Genomic DNA, 17,845 nt, shown 5'->3' with positions numbered 1-17,845 from the left:
TTCTACCTCAGCTTCAGGGTGGCAAGGCCGACCAGCACGAGAATCACGGTGATGATCCAGAAACGGACGATCACGCGCGGCTCGGGCCAGCCCTTGAGTTCAAAGTGGTGGTGAATCGGTGCCATGCGGAATACGCGGCGACCGGTCAGTTTAAAAGAGGCGACCTGAATGACCACTGACAGGGTTTCCATCACGAACACGCCGCCCATGATGAACAGGACGATTTCCTGACGGACGATCACCGCGATGGTGCCCAGGGCCGCGCCCAGCGCCAGTGCGCCGACGTCGCCCATGAAGACTTGTGCCGGATAGGTGTTGAACCACAGAAAGCCCAGGCCGGCTCCGATCAGTGCGCCACAGAACACGATCAGCTCGCCTGCGCCCGGTACGTAAGGGATCAGCAGGTATTCGGCGAATTTCACGTTACCCGACAGGTAGCAGAAAATGCCCAGGCCACCGCCCACCATCACCGTCGGCATGATCGCCAGGCCGTCGAGGCCATCGGTCAGGTTGACCGCGTTGCTCGAACCGACAATCACGAAATAGGTCAGGACGATGAAGCCGGCGCCCAATGGAATGCTGTAGTCCTTGAGCATCGGCAGGATCAGCGTGGTTTCCACCGGCGTGGCGGCGGTCACATACAGAAAGATCGCTGCGCCCAGACCGAATACCGACTGCCAGAAATACTTCCAGCGGCTTGGCAGGCCGCGGGAGTTTTTCTCGATGACCTTGCGGTAGTCGTCGACCCAGCCGATGGCGCCGAACAGCAGGGTCACCAACAGTACGACCCAGACGTAACGGTTGCTCAGGTCAGCCCAAAGCAGGGTGCTGACCCCGATGGACGACAGAATCAGTGCGCCGCCCATGGTCGGGGTACCCGACTTGGACAGGTGCGACTGCGGGCCGTCATTGCGAACGGACTGACCGATCTGACGGTTCTGCAGGGTGCGGATCATCCACGGGCCATAGCACAGCGACAAGACCAGCGCGGTCAGTACACCGAGAATCCCGCGCAGGGTCAGGTACTGGAAGACCGCGAAGCCTTTGTAGAACTGTTGCAGATACTCCGCTAGCAGCAGCAGCATTAATGTTTCTCCAGACTGGACCCGCACAAGGCGGCGACGACGTTTTCCATCGCAGCGCTGCGCGACCCCTTGATCAAAATGGTGGTGTTTGTGTCTTGTTCGGCGCCCAGGGCCTTGATCAGCTCAGCCTGCGTGCTGAAGTGAAAAGCCTGTGGACCGAATGCGTTCACGGCGTGAGCCATCATTGGCCCGACGGCGTACAGCGCAGAAACCTTGCCACGGGCGTACTCGCCCACGTCGCGGTGCCCCTGCTCCGCCCATTCGCCCAACTCGCCGATATCCCCGAGCACCAGGACGGTGCGACCGGAAAAGCCGGCCAGTATATCAACGGCAGCGCACATGGAGGTGGGATTGGCGTTGTAAGTGTCATCGATCACGCGCATGCCATTGCTGGCCAATTGCGCAACGGTGCGACCCTTGACCGGTTGCACCGCGCCAAGGCCAGCGGCGATACCGGACAGCGACACACCCAGGGCATGGGCGGCAGCGGCGGCGGCCATGGCATTGGTGACGTTGTGGGTGCCGAGCAGGTTCAGTTGAACGCGCGCCACACCTTCAGGGCTGTGCAGGTTGAACGCCGGGCAGCCGCGAGCATCGGTGGCCAGGTCACTGGCATGGAAATCGGCGCTGGCGTTGCTCAACGCAAACGTCAGCACTTTGCGGTCACCGGCGCGCGCTTTCCAGATACCGAACGCCTTGTCGTCAAGATTGAGAACGGCGACGCCATCGGCATCCAGCCCTTCGATAATCTCGCCTTTGGCTTCGACGATTTTTTCCGGACCGCCGAACTCGCCGACGTGGGCGGTCCCGGCGTTATTGAGAACGGCCACATGGGGTTTGGTCATGCTCACGGTGTAGGCAATTTCGCCCAGGCGCGAGGCACCCAACTCGATCACCGCAGCGGTATGTTCCGGCGCCAGTTCGAGCAGGGTCAGCGGAACGCCAAGGTCGTTGTTCAGGTTCCCACGGGTGGCCAGCACCGGACCATGGGTGCGCAGGATGCTCGCAAGCATCTCCTTGACCGTGGTCTTGCCGCTGGAACCGGTAATGGCCGCGACCGGACGGGTGTAGGCGGCGCGATTCAGCGCGCCTAACTGGCCAAGGGCCTGGCGAGTGTCGCTGACCAGCAATTGCGGCAACGTGCTGTCGGCGACTTCACGCTCGACCAGCGCAGCCACGGCGCCCTTGGCGGCGACTTCATTGAGATAGTCATGACCGTCAAAACGCGGACCGGCCAGGGCAATAAACAGCTGACCCGGCTTGATTGCACGGCTGTCGATACTGACGCCGTCGAAGCTGGCATCGGCAGACACCAGGCGAGCATTCAGCGCGCCGGTCAGTTCACTCAGCCTCAAGGCCTTAAGCATGGGCCACCTCCCACGCGGTCAAGGCACGATCGGCCTCGACCAGATCGGAAAAGGCATGGCGTTCGCCGTTGATTTCCTGATAGTCCTCGTGACCTTTACCGGCCAGGACTATCACGTCATCCACCGAGGCGCTGGCGATCAACCGGGCAATCGCCTGACCGCGACCGGCAACGAACTCCACTTTATCCACAGCCGTGAAACCGGCGCGGATGTCATCGAAAATCACCGATGGATCTTCAGTGCGCGGATTGTCATCGGTCACCAGCACGCCATCGGCCAGGCGCTCGACCACTTCGGCCATCAATGGACGCTTGCCGCGATCGCGGTCGCCGCCACAGCCGAACAGGCACAGCAACCGGCCCTTGGCGTGTGGACGCAGGGCCAGCAGTACTTTTTCCAGCGCATCCGGGGTGTGGGCGTAGTCGACCACCACCAATGGCTGCGAGCCACCGCCCAGACGCTGCATGCGCCCGGCAGGGCCTTCGAGCTCTGGCAGCACCTTGAGGATTTCGTCCAGGGCGTAATCCAGTCCGAGCAACGCGCCGACCGCCGCCAGGACATTGCTCAGGTTGAAGCGACCGAGCAAGGTGCTGCGCAAGAGGTGCTCGCCCTGTGGCGTGACCAGCGTGGCGCGCACACCTTCGTCGTCGAATTGCGCCTGGCGGCAATACAGGTAGGCGCTGGAATCTTCCAGGCTATAGGTAATCAGCCGCGACTCGCGCTTGTCGGCTGCCAGTTGCCGACCAAATTCGTCGTCGAGGTTGACCACGCGGCATTTCAAATCATTCCAGGCAAACAGCTTGGCCTTGGCATCGCCGTAGACCTGCATGGTGCCGTGGTAATCCAGATGATCGCGGGACAGGTTAGTCATCACCGCCACATCGAAGGCCAATGCCGTCACGCGCCCCTGGTCCAGGCCATGGGAAGACACTTCCATCGCCACGGCTTTGGCCCCGGCCTTCTTCAGGTCCGCCAGGGTCGCTTGCACGGCAATCGGATTCGGCGTGGTGTGCAGGCCGCTTTCCAGCGCGCCGTAGAAACCGGTACCGAGTGTGCCGACCAGGCCGCAGTGCTGGCCGAGCAGGTCCAGTGCCTGGGCGACCAATTGCGTCACGCTGGTCTTGCCGTTGGTGCCGGTAACGCCCACCAGGTTCAGGTGATGGCTCGGCTCGCCATAAAAACGCCCGGCGATGTCCGACAGTTGAGCCGCCAGGCCCTTGACCGGAATCAGCGGCACTTCAGTGATCGGCAGGATCGTGGCGCCTTCTACTTCATAGGCCACCGCAGCCGCGCCGCGTTGCAAGGCGTCGGCAATATGAGCGCGCCCATCGAACTTCCCGCCCGGGACGGCCAGGAACAAATCACCTGCGCGCACATTACGGCTGTCCAGGGCGAGTTCGCGAATCAGCAGATCGTGGCCGGCGTGAGGGAAAATCTTGTTCAGGCTCAGAGACATCAGCCGCGCCCTCCATTGGCTTTCAGCGGAACGACCGGTGTTGCGTTCGCTTGTTGAGTAGGTGGCAGGTTGTCCGGCGTAATGTTCATCAGGCGCAGGGTGCCCGACATCACGCGGCTGAACACCGGCGCGGAAACCAGGCCACCGAAGTAACCGGCCTTGGTCGGCTCGTCGATCACCACCACGATGGCGTAACGCGGATCGCTCATCGGGCCGAAGCCGGCGAACAGCGAACGGTAGGAGTTCTCGGCGTAGCCCTTGGTGCCAACCGAGGTTTTACGCGCAGTACCCGACTTGCCGCCCACGTGATACGCCGGCACCTGCGCACGGAATACGCCGCGCGGGGCTTCGATCACTTGTTGCAGCATGCCTTGCATGGTTTTCGCGACGGCCTCCGGCAACACCTGGGTGGTTTGCGGCGCCTTGTCGGTCTTGATCAAAGTCAGTGGTGCGAGGCGACCGTTGTTGGCCAGGGCCGAGAAGGCGTGGACCAGCTGGATTGCGGTCACGGAGATACCGTAGCCGTAGGATAGCGTGGCGGTTTCTGCCTTGCGCCACTCGCGGTAGTTCGGCAGGTTGCCGACGCGCTCGCCCGGGAAGCCCAGGCCGGTGTCCTGGCCGAGGCCGACTTTCTGCGCGAGACGGAAAATGGTTTCGCCGCCAATGTCGAAGGCAACCTTGCTCATGCCGACGTTACTGGAGTTGATCAGAATGCCGGTCAGGTCGAGTACCGGGCCCTCAGTCTTGGATACGTCCTTGATGGTGTACTTGCCAATCTGCAAGGAGCCCGGATACACCTCGACGGTGTCGCTCGGTTTCCAGCGGCCGGTTTCGATGGCGGCGCTCATCGAGATCGCTTTCATGGTCGAACCCGGCTCGAACACGTCGATCATCGCGCGGTTACGCATCATCGCCGGTTGCAGGTTGCGACGGTTGTTCGGGTTGTAGGTCGGCTGGTTGACCATTGCGAGAATCTCACCGGTCTTCACGTCCATGATCACCAGACTGCCGGCCTTGGCGCCGTTCTCGATGATCGCGTTGCGCAATTCGCGGTTGGCCAGGTATTGCAGGCGCAGGTCAATGGACAACGCCAAGGGCTTGCCGGCCTTGGCGTTTTTGGTGACCTGGACATCCTTGATCAGCCGGCCGCGCCGGTCCTTGATCACCTGACGCTTGCCAGGGACCCCGGCCAGCCATTCGTCGTAGGCCAGTTCGACGCCTTCACGACCATGATCGTCGATGTCGGTAAACCCGACCATATGGGCGGTGACTTCGCCGGCAGGATAAAACCGCCGGAACTCTTCGATGCCGTAGACACCTGGCACCTTCAGGTCGAGCACGGCCTGGCCCTGCTCAGGCGTCAGCCCGCGCACCAGGTAAATGAATTCCTTGTTGGCCTGGGCTTCGAGACGTTCGGCCAGGGCTTTCGGGTCCTGCCCCAAGGCAGCCGCCAGTGCTGGCCACTTCTCTTTGGCCGTTTGCATTTCCTTGGCATTGGCCCAAAGGGTGGTGACCGGAGTACTCACGGCCAAGGGCTCGCCGTTACGGTCGGTGATCAGACCACGGTGGGCCGGAATCGGAATATGACGAACACTGCGGGCATCGCCCTGACCTTTGAGGAAGGCACGGTCGACTACTTGCAAATCGATGATGCGCCAGGCAATCGCGACCACCATGATGCCGAGCAAACCCAGCACCACGCGGAACCGCCAAGGAAAGAGTGCACCTTCGAGCTTCATCATGGCGCCACCATCTTCACGTCAGCGGCACCGGGAATGTGCATTTTCAGTTGTTCGGTGGCCAGCACTTCGATACGGCTGTGGGCGGTCCAGGTGCTCTGCTCCAGAATCAACCGGCCCCACTCGGCTTGCGCCTTGTCGCGCACGCTCAATTCGTTGTACAGCGAATTCAATAGCTGACGGTTCCAGTGGGCGCTGTAGGACACGCCAATGGCCGAAATGAGCACGCCGACAAACAGCAGCAGCATGAAGAAGCTTCCGCCGGGCAATGGCTTGGCGAAAAGCTTGCTCACCGCAGCTTCTCCGCCACACGCATGACAGCACTACGGGAACGTGGGTTGGCTTTGAGTTCGGCGTCGGAGGCCGTCTGCGCTTTGCCATGGACTTTGATTTTCGGTTCGAAGGCGACATGCCGAACCGGGAGGTTGCGCGGCAGGTTGTCGGCTTCGCCTTTCACCAGCTTGCGCATGAACAGTTTGACGATGCGGTCTTCCAGCGAATGGAAGCTGATGACGACCAGACGACCGCCCACTTCCAGGCACTCCAGGGCGGCTTCGAGGCCGGTTTCCAGATCACCCAGTTCGTTGTTGACGTGAATACGCAAGCCCTGGAACGCACGGGTTGCAGGGTTCTTGCCCTTTTCCCACGCCGGATTGGCGACCTTCAGGACTTCTGCCAGGTCACCGGTGCGCTCGAATGGCTTGATGTCGCGGCGCTCGGCCACTGCTCGGGCCATGCGACCGGAGAAACGCTCCTCGCCGTATTCCTTGAACACCCGGGCAATTTCTTCCACGGGCGCGGTGTTGACGAACTCGGCAGCGCTGATTCCGCGGGACGGATCCATGCGCATGTCCAGCGGGCCGTCGTTGAGGAAGCTGAAACCGCGCTCAGGATCGTCGAGCTGTGGCGAAGACACGCCCAGATCCAGCAGCACGCCGCTGACCTTGCCGGCCAGACCGCGTTCGGCGACTTCCGAACCGAGCTCGGCAAAGCTGCGCTGCACAACGACAAAGCGGCCGTCTTCGGCCGCTAGCGTTTGCCCGGTGGCAATCGCTTGTGGATCTTTATCGAATCCGAGCAACCGACCATCGGGACCGAGCTGACTGAGGATCAACCGGCTGTGTCCGCCGCGTCCGAACGTGCCGTCCAGATAGCAGCCATCAGGACGTACGGCGAGAGCCTCGACGGCTTCGTCAAGCAGTACGGTGATGTGGTTAAAGCCGCTATCAATAGTCACAGGATCAAATCACGCAGTTCATCAGGCATAGCGCCCGGTTGTTGAATGGCAGCCAGGTCAGCGGCAGAAACCGCGTTCCAGGCATCCTCGTCCCACAATTGGAACTTGTTCAGTTGGCCTACCAACATCGCGCGCTTATCCAACCTGGCATATTCACGAAGACGCGGCGGAACCAGAAAACGACCACTGCCATCGAGCTCGAGGTCGACGGCATTACCAATCAGTAAACGTTGCAGGCGACGGTTCTCTTCGCGAAGCGAAGGCAGTGCGCGCAGTTTGGTTTCAATAATTTCCCACTCATCGAGGGGGTAAACACACAAACATGGATCAACGGCATCAATCGTGACGATCAACTGCCCGGAACTCCGCGAATCGAGCTCGTCACGGTACCGGCTCGGCATTGCGAGACGGCCCTTTGCATCGAGACTGATAGCGTTGGCTCCGCGAAACACGTCAGCGTCTCTCCAAATTCTAGCGTTTTGAGTTCAAAAAACCCACTTCATGCCACTTTCCGCCACTTACGCACACTATAGGAATGCCCCCACCACACCGTCAAGGCGCGGATTAAAGGAAAATCCTTACAGAACTGAGATTTAGGAGCATTAACGGAGAGGCAACGAAAATCCGACAGATGAATCCACCCGATAACTTGAATCAGCACAGAAGGCTGCGTTCGGAAGTTAAAGTGTTTTATTAAGAGTAAGATTTTTTTGGTATTACAAAAGAGGTTCTGCTGACGATTGTGTAAGGAGGGAAACCGGTGCTTCGTGGAGTTTATGCGATCACTACAAGCGCGGGCTAATCGATATCACAAAACCGCTTCTCCTGACGTTTGTGCCTGGAGAAAATTGCTATCACCAACACTCTGCCCAATGATTTAAGCAGAGGAGAAAAAAGGTGGAGAGTCGATCTGTAAGCCGGGTTCTGTCTTGAACAGTCATTCGTCTACGATGGCCATCACTGGACATCTTTAGCAACCTACCCGGTCCCAGCGCGGGCCACGCCTTGGGACCCTATTTGGTCTTGCTCCAAGTGGGGTTTACCTAGCCACGAACTGTTGCCAGACGTGCGGTGCGCTCTTACCGCACCTTTTCACCCTTACCGGCGCCGAAGCGCTTAGGCGGTTATTTTCTGTGGCACTTTCCGTAGGCTCGCGCCTCCCAGGCGTTACCTGGCACTTCGCCCTATGGAGCCCGGACTTTCCTCCCCCCCCTAATTTTCATAGGGGGCAGCGACTGTCCGATCGACTCTCCGCCGCGAAGGTTACCGGCAGAGCGCCCGAAGAACAAGCACCAAGCGCCATAGAGCACGCCTGCGCGTCGGGTTTTACTCGCCCTTCTGCTGATCCAGCGCGATCTGGTACAGCACATTCTTTCGTTCGCCGGTGATTTGTGCCGCCAAAGCCGCCGCTCGCTTGAGCGGCATTTCTTCGAGCAACAGGTTGAGGATGCGCATCGCCTCGCTGCTGACGGCGCCCTCCTCCTCGGGCGCAGACCAGCCCGCCACCAACACCACGCACTCGCCGCGCTGCTGATTGCTGTCCGACTCGACAAACTCGCGTAGCTCAGCCAGTGGCAGGCCCTTGAGGGTTTCAAACGTCTTGGTCAACTCACGGGCAAGCAGCGCCGGACGCTCGGGACCGAACACCAGCTCCATGTCTTGCAGGCATTCAAGGATGCGATGCGGAGCCTCGTAGAAGATCAAGGTGCGCGGCTCTTCCTTTACCTGTTCGAGACGCGCCCGCCGCCCCACCGCCTTGGCCGGGAGGAAACCTTCGAAAATGAATCGGTCGGATGGCAGACCCGCCGCCGACAACGCTGCAATCAACGCGCAGGCACCCGGAACCGGCACCACATTGATGCCTGCAGCCCGAGCCTGCCGGACCAGGTGATAACCCGGATCGGAAATCAGCGGCGTCCCGGCGTCGGAGATCAACGCCACGTCGTCACCGGCAAGCAGGCGAGTGATAAAGCGGCTACCTTCATCCCGCTCGTTGTGCTCATGGCAGGCCGCCAATGGCGTCGCAATGCCGAAGTGCTGCATCAGGCGCTGGGAATGGCGGGTGTCTTCCGCGGCAATCAAGGCCACTTCACGCAGGATCTTCAGCGCCCGCGCACTGATGTCATCCAGGTTGCCGATGGGCGTCGCCACCACATAAAGCGAGCCAGCAGCGGAATTCAAAGCACCTGGAGCAGTCAAAGCGCACACCTCATGATCGGTAAAAGTCGCCATTGTAGCGCGTAGCGAGGCTCACGATACGCGCAACCAAAGGAGGCCTCGGCGTCTGTTTGTGCGCTGGTGCAACATTTACACCAGCTAAATTGATCGATTCACACCAGTAACATCGCGCCCCGGCCAGTGCTTGGGTACAATTCCACGCTAATTTGATCGAGTATCAGGAACGCTTACATGATCGCTTGCCTGCGGCTGTTATCTGCCCTCTGCCTCGCTGCCTTGCTGGCGGCTTGCGCCAGCTCGCCCTCCTCCAGCCTTGGCGAACTTCCACGGACACCGGATGCCAGTATCGAGCAACTGCTTGAGAAGGCCTCCCAAAGCAAATCGCCGGAAGACGCCGCCTTGCTGCGCTTGAGTGCTGCCGACCTGGCCTATCACCAGGGCAATGCCGGCCAGTCCGCGCAAATCCTGCAACAGGTTCCGACCGAGCAGCTCAAGCCGGGCCAACAGATTTTCGCCAACACCCTGGCGGCTGAACTGGCCATGACCCGCAACCAGCCCAAGGCCGCGCTGACGGCCTTGAGCCATCCGAGCATGCAACGCTTGAGCGAGCTGCCCGAAGAGCAGCAGGTCCGCACCGGCACCGTTCACGCCCGTGCCCTTGAAGCCGACGGCCAGACCCTCGCTGCTGCTCGGGAGCGCATTTTCATCGCACCGATGCTCAAAGGTGAAGCAGCCAGCAAAAATCACGAAGCCATCTGGACCCTGATCGCTTCGCTGCCGACCGAGCAATTGCAACCGAACACCACCGACGATCTCGGCGGCTGGATGGCCCTCGCGCTGGCCGTGAAATCCGCCGGCACCCTGGAGCAGCAACAAGCCGCCATCGACAACTGGCGCACGCGGAATCCGAAACACCCGGCAGCCATTCAATTGCCGCAGCCACTGACCCAACTCAAGGAACTGGCCAGCCAGCCCCTGAACAAGATCGCCTTGCTGCTGCCTCAGGACGGTCCTTTGGCCTCGGTCGGCAAAGCACTGCGCGACGGCTTCATGGCTGCTCACTACCAGGCACAACAGGCCGGGCAGAAACCACCCGCCATCGAGTTCTATGACAGCTCGCGCCTGACCTCCATGGACGAGTTCTACCGCAAGGCCCAGGCCGATGGCGTGCAACTGGTCGTCGGCCCACTGGAGAAGCCGCTGGTCAAACAGCTGAGCGCTCGCCCGCAATTGCCGATCACCACACTCGCGCTGAACTACAGCGAAGGCGATCAGGGTCCGGCGCAATTGTTCCAGTTCGGTCTTGCCGCTGAAGATGAAGCCCGTGAAGTGTCGCGCCGCGCTCGCGCCGATGGCCTGCACCGCGCAGCCATCATGGTGCCGAAAGGTGAATGGGGCGACCGCGTACTCAAGGCATTCAGCCAGGACTGGCAAGCCAATGGCGGCACCATCGTCGCCACCGAACGCGTCGATCAGCCGGTCCAGTTGGCCCAGCAGATTGCCGACATGTTCCAGCTGCGTCAGAGCGAAGGTCGCGCCAAGAGCCTGCAAAGCACCGTTGGCTCGCAAGTCGCTGCCCAGCCATCGCGCCGCCAGGACATCGAGTTCATCTTCCTCGCGGCAACACCACAACAGGCCCAGCAGATCAAACCGACCCTGAACTTCCAGTACGCAGGCGATGTGCCGGTCTACGCCACCTCTCACGTGTTCAGCGCCAGCGGCGACGTCAACCAGTACAACGACATGAATGGCATCCGCTTCTGCGAGACGCCATGGTTGCTGGACGCCAACGACCCGCTGCGCCGCCAGGTCACCGCCCAGTGGCCTCAAGCCGCTGGCAGCCTGGGGCGCCTGTATGCCATGGGTGTGGACGCTTATCGCCTGGCACCGCGCCTGGGCCAACTCAAGTCTCTGCCGGACAGCCGCATCAACGGTGAATCGGGCAGCCTTGGCATGTCTCAGAGCCAGCGGGTCGTACGCCAGTTGCCATGGGCCGAGTTCGCCAATGGCCAGGTCCAGCGCCTGCCGGATACCACTCGCTGATGCCTGACAGGTCACGCCAGCAAAGCGGCATGGATGCCGAGCGCCATGCGCTCGAGCATCTTCAACAACAGGGTCTGCGCCTGCTGGCGCAGAACTGGTCGTGCAAACGCGGCGAGCTTGATCTGGTCATGCTAGATGGCGATACAGTAGTATTCGTTGAAGTCCGCTACAGAAAAAACACTCAATGGGGTGGCGCGCTCGACAGCATCGATGAGCGCAAACGGCAAAAACTGATTTTCGCCGCGCAATATTTTCTTCAGCGCGAGTCGCGCTGGGCCAATTCCCCTTGCCGCTTCGACGTGATTGCCATCGACAGCCACCTCGATCAGTTGAACTGGCTACAGAATGCCTTCGACGGTTGATCGCCGGCAGTGCGAACCGGACACTATCACCGAACACTTTTGCTCTTTGCTTTGCGGGCTGCACATTCATGTGCCGAACAGCCGCGCCACTTAAGGTCACACAGATGGACATGCAATCCCGAATTCGCCAGCTTTTTCAGGCCAGTATCGACACCAAGCAACAGGCGATGGAAGTACTTGCACCGCACATCGAGCAAGCCAGCCAGGTCATGGTCAACGCCCTGCTCAACGAAGGAAAAATGCTTTCCTGTGGTAACGGCGGCTCTGCCGGCGACGCCCAGCACTTCTCATCCGAGCTGCTCAATCGCTTTGAGCGCGAGCGCCCGAGCCTGCCGGCCATCGCCCTGACGACCGACAGCTCGACGATCACCTCGATCGCCAACGACTACAGCTACAACGAAATCTTCTCCAAGCAGATCCGCGCACTCGGCCAACCGGGCGATGTGTTGCTGGCTATCTCCACCAGCGGCAACTCGGCCAACATAATTCAAGCGATCCAGGCCGCACATGATCGCGAAATGATTGTCGTAGCATTGACGGGACGTGATGGCGGCGGCATGGCGTCGCTGCTGTTGCCCGAGGACGTCGAGATTCGCGTACCGGCCAACGTCACCGCTCGTATTCAAGAAGTCCACCTGCTGGCGATCCATTGCCTTTGCGACTTGATCGACAGCCAATTGTTCGGGAGTGAAGAATGACCCCTAATCGCCTTGGCCTACTGGCCTTGACCCTGTGCCTCGGCATCAGTGGCTGCACCTCGGTGGTGACTGCCAGCCGTGAAGCACCGATTGAAGATGACCGCGGCACCCGCACACTGGGCAGCAAGATCGACGACTCCCTGATCGACACCAAGGTTGGCGTGAACATCGCCAAGGCCGACCCGGCCCTTGATAAGGACTCGCACATCGTCGTCACCAGCTTCAACGGCGTCGTGCTGCTCGCCGGGCAAACGCCACGCGCAGACCTCAAGGCCAAGGCCGAACAGGCCGCTGCCGCGGTCCAGCGCGTGAAGCAGGTGCACAACGAACTGCAGATCCTGCCACCCTCCAGTTTCCTAGCCCGTCAGAACGACACCTGGTTGACCTCCAAGATCAAGGCCCAGATGCTCGCCGATGCCAACATCCCCGGTTCGCGCATCAAGATCGTCACTGAAAACGGCATTGTCTACATGCTGGGCCTACTGACCAAACAGGAAGCTGCGCAGGCGACCAACCTGGTGCAAGGTGTTTCCGGCGTGCAGAAGATTGTGAAGTTGTTTGAGTACATCGACTGAACCTCATCCTGTAGGAGCGAGCCTGCTCGCGAAAAACGTCCGGTGAATGCGCTCCAGCCCGCGTCATCGTTCACGACCATCGCGAGCAAGCTCGCTCCTACATCGTTTGAAGGTGGTGAAGTAATAAAAAAGGCGATCCTCTCGGATCGCCTTTTTTATTACTTCACCACCTTCAAACTGGGTCGACCGCTTGGACGCGGTGGCTCACTGTCGGGTGGTGGAAGATCGTCATCCGGCTCGATCTCTTCGTCCTCGCCCATCGGCGATTCCAGATCAAACACCATGCCCTGACCATTCTCCCGGGCGTAGATACCCAGGATCGATGCTATAGGCACGTACAAGGTGTGCGGCACTCCACCAAAGCGCCCCTCGAAACTGACCGCCTCGTTATCCATGTGCAAGTGGCGCACGGCCTGCGGCGATACGTTCAGGACGATTTGTCCGTCACTGGCAAAACCCTGAGGCACCTGTACCGACGGATACTCGGAATTGACCAGCATGTGCGGGGTGCAATCGTTGTCCACAATCCACTCATAGAGCGCGCGGACCAGATAAGGTCGACTGGAGTTCATAGCGGCTCCTTAAGCCTTAGCGCATATCGCGTTCGACACCAGACAGACTCGCCTGGAAAGCCTCACGCGCAAACTGGCGCTCCATATAATCAAGCAGCGGCTTGGCCGGCCGCGGCAGTTCTATACCCAGAATCGGCAATCGCCAGAGTATTGGTAGTAGGCAGCAGTCCACCAGACTTTGTTCCTCGCTGAGGAAAAACGGTTTGTCGGCGAACAGTGGCGACACACCCGTCAGGCTTTCGCGTAACTCTTTACGAGCCACGGCACGGGCCGCTTCCTTGGTCCGCGAATCCAGAATCAGGTCCACCAGACCACACCAATCTCGCTGAATACGGTGTATCAGCAGGCGACTGTTGGCACGCGCCACGGGATAAACCGGCAGTAGCGGCGGGTGCGGGTAACGCTCATCCAGATATTCCATCACCACAGTCGACTCCCACAACGCCAGGTCGCGATCGACCAGGGTGGGCAAGCTGCCGTAAGGGTTCACCTCAATCAGTTTAGGTGGCTGACGTCCAGCTTCCACGTAAATGATCTCGGCGCTGACACCCTTCTCTGCCAGTACGATGCGCACTCGGTGGGAATAGTGGTCGGCGGGGTCGGAGTAACAGGCCAACCGATTGGTCACGCCCATGGCGATCCTCCTCGCTTGTAGAAATTATCGAACGCGGAAAAACGAGCGCGCCCAGAGGGCGCCTCCCGTAACGACTGGATAACCAGGCTCGCTACATCTTCAGAGGCGCCCTTGGGCGCGCGCGATTAACAGCAATAGCTTGAAGCTTTATCAGTGCACGTCTTTCCAGTATTCGCGCTTGAGCAGGTAAGCGAAGACGAAGAAGAACGCCAGGTACAACAATACGTACGTACCGATGCGCTGATGTTGCAGCTTAACCGGGTTAGCCGAGTAAGCCAGGAAGGTTACCAGATTCTTGACCTTCTCATCGAACTGCTCTTCAGTCAGAGCACCGCTTTTCGGCACGATGGTCAGTTGATCGCACGCTTCATGAGTCAATGGCGTACCGGTCAGCGGATCAAATTGCTTTTTGCCGCCTTCGACGATCTGAACCTGTTTGCAACCAACCACCTGGCGACCTTGCAGGCCGGCCAGGACGTTTGGCATGCCCACGTTCGGGAAGACCTTGTTGTTCACACCCCATGGACGCGACGGATCTTCGTAGAACGACTTCAGGTAACCGTAGAGCCAATCGGTACCGCGAACACGGGCAACCAGGGTCAGATCCGGCGGCGCAGCGCCAAACCAGGCCTTGGCGTCCGCCGGCTGCATGCCGATGCTCATGTGGTCACCGATCTTGGCACCAGTGAACATCAGCTTCTCCATCATCAACTCATGGGGAATGCCCAGGTCGTCGGCAACTCGCTCATAGCGTTGGAACTTGGCACTGTGGCAACCCATGCAGTAGTTGGCGAACGTACGTGCACCATCCTGCATGGCTGCTTTATCGGAAACGTCGATGTCGACTTTTTCCAGCTCAGGGCCACCGTGCTCGGCTGCGAAAGCGAACACTGGCAGCGCAGCGAGCATCAATACAGCAAATAGTTTTTTCATCAGCCAGTCACCCTTTCCGGAACCGGTTTGGTCTTCTCGAGCCGGGTGTAGAACGGCATCAGAATGAAGTAGGCGAAGTACAGGAAGGTACATACCTGCGACAGCAACGTACGTTCAGGGGTTGGAGCCAATACGCCCAGCACACCCAGGATCACGAACGCGATGCAGAACAACCAGAGCCAGATCTTGCTCAGCCAGCCTTTGTAGCGCATCGACTTGACCGGACTACGGTCCAGCCATGGCAGGACGAACAGCACAGCAATGGCCGCGCCCATGGCGATCACACCAAGGAGTTTGTCCGGAATCGCACGCAAGATGGCGTAGAACGGGGTGAAGTACCAGACCGGAGCGATGTGCTCTGGGGTCTTGAAGGCGTTCGCCACTTCAAAGTTCGGCTTCTCGAGGAAATAGCCGCCCATTTCCGGGAAGAAGAACACGATCGAGCAGAAGATGAACAGGAACACCACCACGCCGACGATATCTTTCACGGTGTAGTACGGATGGAAGGCAATGCCGTCCAGCGGTATGCCGTTTTCGTCCTTGTGCTTCTTGATGTCCACGCCGTCCGGGTTGTTCGAGCCGACTTCGTGCAACGCCAGGATGTGCAGCACCACCAGACCCAGGATAACGATCGGCAGGGCAACCACGTGCAAGGCGAAGAAACGGTTCAGGGTAATACCGGAAATCAGGTAGTCACCACGAATCCACTGGGTCAGGTCGTTGCCGATGACCGGGATCGCACCGAACAGCGAGATGATTACCTGGGCACCCCAGTACGACATCTGCCCCCACGGCAGCAGGTACCCCATGAAGGCTTCGGCCATCAGCGCCAGGTAGATCAGCATGCCGAAGACCCACACCAGTTCACGCGGCTTCTGGTACGAACCGTAGAGCAGGCCACGGAACATGTGCAGATAGACCACGATGAAGAACGCCGAAGCGCCGGTGGAGTGCAGCAGACGCAGGATCGAGCCGTACTCGACGTCGCGCATGATGTATTCGACGGAGGCAAACGCCTCTTCCGCCGACGGGTTATAGCTCATGGTCAGCCAGACGCCGGTAACGATCTGGTTGACCAGAACGAGCAGCGCCAGGGAGCCAAAGAAATAGAAGAAGTTGAAGTTCTTCGGAGCGTAATACTTGCTGAGATGGTCTTCCCACATCTTGGTGGCGGGAAAGCGTGCATCAACCCAATCCATGAATTTGCTCATCACGCCTTCTCCGTATCGACGCCAATGACAATGATGTCGTCGGTCTCATAGGAATGCGGGGGAACTGGCAGGTTCAAAGGCGCAGGTTGCGACTTGTAGACGCGACCAGCCAGATCGTAGTGGGAACCGTGGCAAGGGCAGAAATAACCGCCTACCCAGTCTTTCCCCAGATCCGCAGGTGCCACTTCGGGACGGAAGGTCGGCGAGCAACCCAGGTGCGTGCAGATACCGACCAGCAGCAGAACCTCAGGTTTGATCGAACGGGTTTCCGGATCAACGTAAGTCGGTTGTATCGAGTTCTTGGAGGTCGGGTCAACGAGCTGGCCCTCGATCTTCTTCAGATTCCCCAGGATTTCCGGCGTACGGCGGACGATGAACACCGGCTGGCCGCGCCACTCAGCAATCATCTGCTGACCTGGCTCGACTTTGCTGACATTCACTTTCACCGGTGCACCTGCGGCTTTCGCCTTGGCACTGGGAAACCATGACCCCACGAACGGGACCGCAGCCCCCACCGCTCCTGCAGCACCCACCACGGATGTGGCTGCTACCAAGAAGCGACGCCGGCCTGCATTCACGCCGTCATTGCTCATTCAGTCCTCTCCCATCAGCTTTGTGGCCTGTTAAATCAGGCGTCTACTAAGTAAATCTATGTACTTATAAAAATTTTGCCGAATGGTAATGAAAAGCCCCAATTCTGACAAGGTAATTACCGGAGCCCAGCACCCCCAAGCCTTGTAGTATAGGGCGTCTGCGGATGTGGCAAGTTGTCACAGCGCAATTCTTCGATAAATCGCAGACACAAAAAAAACGCCCAGCTCCGTGAGGAAACTGGGCGTTCTTTTTTGAACGTGAAAGCGAATTAACGCTTCGAGTACTGCGGACGCTTACGCGCTTTACGCAGACCGACTTTCTTACGTTCAACTTCACGAGCATCGCGGGTTACGAAGCCGGCTTTACGCAGGGCGCCGCGCAGAGTCTCGTCGTAGTCCATCAGAGCGCGAGTGATGCCGTGGCGGATTGCGCCAGCCTGACCACTTACACCACCGCCGATCACGGTGACGTAGATGTCGAACTTCTCGACAGTCTCAGTCAATTCCAGCGGCTGACGAACTACCATGCGGGCAGTTTCGCGGCCGAAGAAATTATCCAGCGAACGGTTGTTGATGGAGATGTTACCAGTACCCGGACGCAGGAAAACGCGTGCGGTTGCGGTCTTGCGACGGCCAGTGCCGTAATTTTGAGTCGCCGACATAATGTACTATTCCGTTAAAACTTCAGTTCTTGGGGCTGCTGAGCAGTATGTGGGTGTGCAGCGCCCGCATAGACTTTCAGCTTACGGTACATGTCGCGACCCAGCGGGTTCTTAGGCAGCATGCCTTTAACCGCGGTCTCGATCACGCGCTCAGGGGCCTTGGCGATCAGCTTTTCAAAGTTGATCGACTTGATGCCGCCCGGGAAACCGGAGTGGGAGTAGTACATTTTGTCAGTGGTTTTAGCACCGGTAACACGGATCTGCTCAGCGTTGATTACGACGATGTAGTCGCCGGTGTCAACGTGAGGAGTGTACTCAGGCTTGTGCTTGCCACGCAGACGGCTCGCGATTTCGGTGGCCAGACGACCCAGGGTCTGACCAGCAGCGTCGACGACAAACCAGTCGCGCTTTACTGTTTCCGGTTTAGCAGTAAAAGTTTTCATTCTTTATAGCCTCAGGGGCCGCCCTGTAAATTAGACGGCGGATCTTACTGAATAGTG

19 protein-coding genes and 1 other RNA gene are annotated in these 17,845 nt (G+C 59.3%); 4 read left to right on the top strand and 16 right to left on the bottom strand.

Features of this window, described 5'->3' with window-relative positions:
* Positions 1-2: 2 nt before the first annotated feature.
* The 9 genes from mraY to rsmI all read right to left on the bottom strand — a co-directional run bounded on the left by mraY (position 3) and on the right by rsmI (position 9,116).
* Entirely contained in the window at positions 3-1,085 is a 1,083-nt protein-coding gene (gene mraY / locus C8K63_RS00545; RefSeq protein WP_108214916.1) for a phospho-N-acetylmuramoyl-pentapeptide-transferase, read from the bottom strand.
* Positions 1,085-2,452 (bottom strand): UDP-N-acetylmuramoyl-tripeptide--D-alanyl-D-alanine ligase, encoded by a 1,368-nt coding sequence (gene murF / locus C8K63_RS00540; protein WP_108214915.1) that lies wholly within the window; start codon positions 2,450-2,452, stop codon positions 1,085-1,087. Before murF ends, mraY begins: the two co-directional genes overlap by 1 nt.
* Positions 2,445-3,908, bottom strand: a complete 1,464-nt coding sequence (locus C8K63_RS00535; protein WP_108214914.1) for a UDP-N-acetylmuramoyl-L-alanyl-D-glutamate--2,6-diaminopimelate ligase — start codon at positions 3,906-3,908, stop codon at positions 2,445-2,447. The genes murF and C8K63_RS00535 overlap by 8 nt, the downstream gene beginning before the upstream one ends.
* Positions 3,908-5,647, bottom strand: coding sequence for a penicillin-binding protein 2 (locus C8K63_RS00530; RefSeq protein WP_177413221.1), 1,740 nt, complete (start codon positions 5,645-5,647; stop codon positions 3,908-3,910). Before C8K63_RS00530 ends, C8K63_RS00535 begins: the two co-directional genes overlap by 1 nt.
* Positions 5,647-5,940, bottom strand: coding sequence for a cell division protein FtsL (ftsL, locus tag C8K63_RS00525; RefSeq protein WP_057398001.1), 294 nt, complete (start codon positions 5,938-5,940; stop codon positions 5,647-5,649). The genes C8K63_RS00530 and ftsL overlap by 1 nt, the downstream gene beginning before the upstream one ends.
* On the bottom strand, positions 5,937-6,884 hold the full coding sequence (gene rsmH / locus C8K63_RS00520) for a 16S rRNA (cytosine(1402)-N(4))-methyltransferase RsmH (protein ID WP_007972589.1): 948 nt from the start codon (positions 6,882-6,884) through the stop codon (positions 5,937-5,939). Before rsmH ends, ftsL begins: the two co-directional genes overlap by 4 nt.
* A complete protein-coding gene (gene mraZ / locus C8K63_RS00515) occupies positions 6,881-7,336 on the bottom strand; it encodes a division/cell wall cluster transcriptional repressor MraZ (protein WP_090286131.1) in 456 nt (151 codons plus the stop codon). Before mraZ ends, rsmH begins: the two co-directional genes overlap by 4 nt.
* A gap of 445 nt (positions 7,337-7,781) precedes the next feature.
* An RNA gene (gene rnpB, locus C8K63_RS00510) (RNase P RNA component class A) lies at positions 7,782-8,135 on the bottom strand.
* Positions 8,136-8,210: 75 nt separating this feature from the next.
* Positions 8,211-9,116, bottom strand: a complete 906-nt coding sequence (gene rsmI / locus C8K63_RS00505; RefSeq protein ID WP_177413212.1) for a 16S rRNA (cytidine(1402)-2'-O)-methyltransferase — start codon at positions 9,114-9,116, stop codon at positions 8,211-8,213.
* A gap of 177 nt (positions 9,117-9,293) precedes the next feature.
* Between rsmI and C8K63_RS00500 the strand changes: the two genes are divergently transcribed.
* The 4 genes from C8K63_RS00500 to C8K63_RS00485 all read left to right on the top strand — a co-directional run bounded on the left by C8K63_RS00500 (position 9,294) and on the right by C8K63_RS00485 (position 12,740).
* Positions 9,294-11,105, top strand: a complete 1,812-nt coding sequence (locus C8K63_RS00500; RefSeq protein WP_108214911.1) for a penicillin-binding protein activator — start codon at positions 9,294-9,296, stop codon at positions 11,103-11,105.
* Positions 11,105-11,467, top strand: coding sequence for a YraN family protein (locus tag C8K63_RS00495; protein WP_108214910.1), 363 nt, complete (start codon positions 11,105-11,107; stop codon positions 11,465-11,467). Before C8K63_RS00500 ends, C8K63_RS00495 begins: the two co-directional genes overlap by 1 nt.
* Positions 11,468-11,571: 104 nt before the next feature.
* Positions 11,572-12,165 carry a phosphoheptose isomerase gene (locus C8K63_RS00490; protein WP_007972584.1) on the top strand — a complete coding sequence of 198 codons (594 nt, stop codon included), beginning with the start codon at positions 11,572-11,574 and terminating at the stop codon, positions 12,163-12,165.
* The gene (locus C8K63_RS00485; protein WP_108214909.1) at positions 12,162-12,740 is read left to right on the top strand and encodes a BON domain-containing protein; all 579 of its coding nucleotides are present in this window, start codon (positions 12,162-12,164) and stop codon (positions 12,738-12,740) included. The genes C8K63_RS00490 and C8K63_RS00485 overlap by 4 nt, the downstream gene beginning before the upstream one ends.
* A gap of 158 nt (positions 12,741-12,898) precedes the next feature.
* On the opposite strand, the gene C8K63_RS00480 is transcribed toward C8K63_RS00485, so the two are convergent.
* The 7 genes from C8K63_RS00480 to rplM form a co-directional block, all read right to left on the bottom strand.
* On the bottom strand, positions 12,899-13,312 hold the full coding sequence (locus tag C8K63_RS00480; protein WP_085715923.1) for a ClpXP protease specificity-enhancing factor: 414 nt from the start codon (positions 13,310-13,312) through the stop codon (positions 12,899-12,901).
* A 16-nt stretch (positions 13,313-13,328) separates the two neighbouring features.
* The gene (locus tag C8K63_RS00475) at positions 13,329-13,946 is read right to left on the bottom strand and encodes a glutathione S-transferase N-terminal domain-containing protein (protein WP_007972581.1); all 618 of its coding nucleotides are present in this window, start codon (positions 13,944-13,946) and stop codon (positions 13,329-13,331) included.
* Positions 13,947-14,096: 150 nt separating this feature from the next.
* A complete protein-coding gene (locus C8K63_RS00470; protein ID WP_108214908.1) occupies positions 14,097-14,879 on the bottom strand; it encodes a cytochrome c1 in 783 nt (260 codons plus the stop codon).
* Positions 14,879-16,090 carry a cytochrome bc complex cytochrome b subunit gene (locus tag C8K63_RS00465; RefSeq protein ID WP_108214907.1) on the bottom strand — a complete coding sequence of 404 codons (1,212 nt, stop codon included), beginning with the start codon at positions 16,088-16,090 and terminating at the stop codon, positions 14,879-14,881. Before C8K63_RS00465 ends, C8K63_RS00470 begins: the two co-directional genes overlap by 1 nt.
* The gene (gene petA, locus C8K63_RS00460) at positions 16,090-16,683 is read right to left on the bottom strand and encodes a ubiquinol-cytochrome c reductase iron-sulfur subunit (RefSeq protein ID WP_108214906.1); all 594 of its coding nucleotides are present in this window, start codon (positions 16,681-16,683) and stop codon (positions 16,090-16,092) included. Before petA ends, C8K63_RS00465 begins: the two co-directional genes overlap by 1 nt.
* Positions 16,684-16,952: 269 nt before the next feature.
* Positions 16,953-17,345 (bottom strand): 30S ribosomal protein S9, encoded by a 393-nt coding sequence (gene rpsI, locus C8K63_RS00455; RefSeq protein ID WP_003205364.1) that lies wholly within the window; start codon positions 17,343-17,345, stop codon positions 16,953-16,955.
* A gap of 14 nt (positions 17,346-17,359) precedes the next feature.
* Positions 17,360-17,788 (bottom strand): 50S ribosomal protein L13, encoded by a 429-nt coding sequence (rplM, locus tag C8K63_RS00450; protein ID WP_007917032.1) that lies wholly within the window; start codon positions 17,786-17,788, stop codon positions 17,360-17,362.
* Positions 17,789-17,845 lie beyond the last annotated feature (57 nt).

The sequence above is a fragment of the Pseudomonas sp. GV085 genome, assembly GCF_003050925.1.
GTDB lineage: Bacteria > Pseudomonadota > Gammaproteobacteria > Pseudomonadales > Pseudomonadaceae > Aquipseudomonas.
Note: the sequence above shows the minus strand (reverse complement) of the source record. Positions and strands in the feature narration are given on the sequence as shown.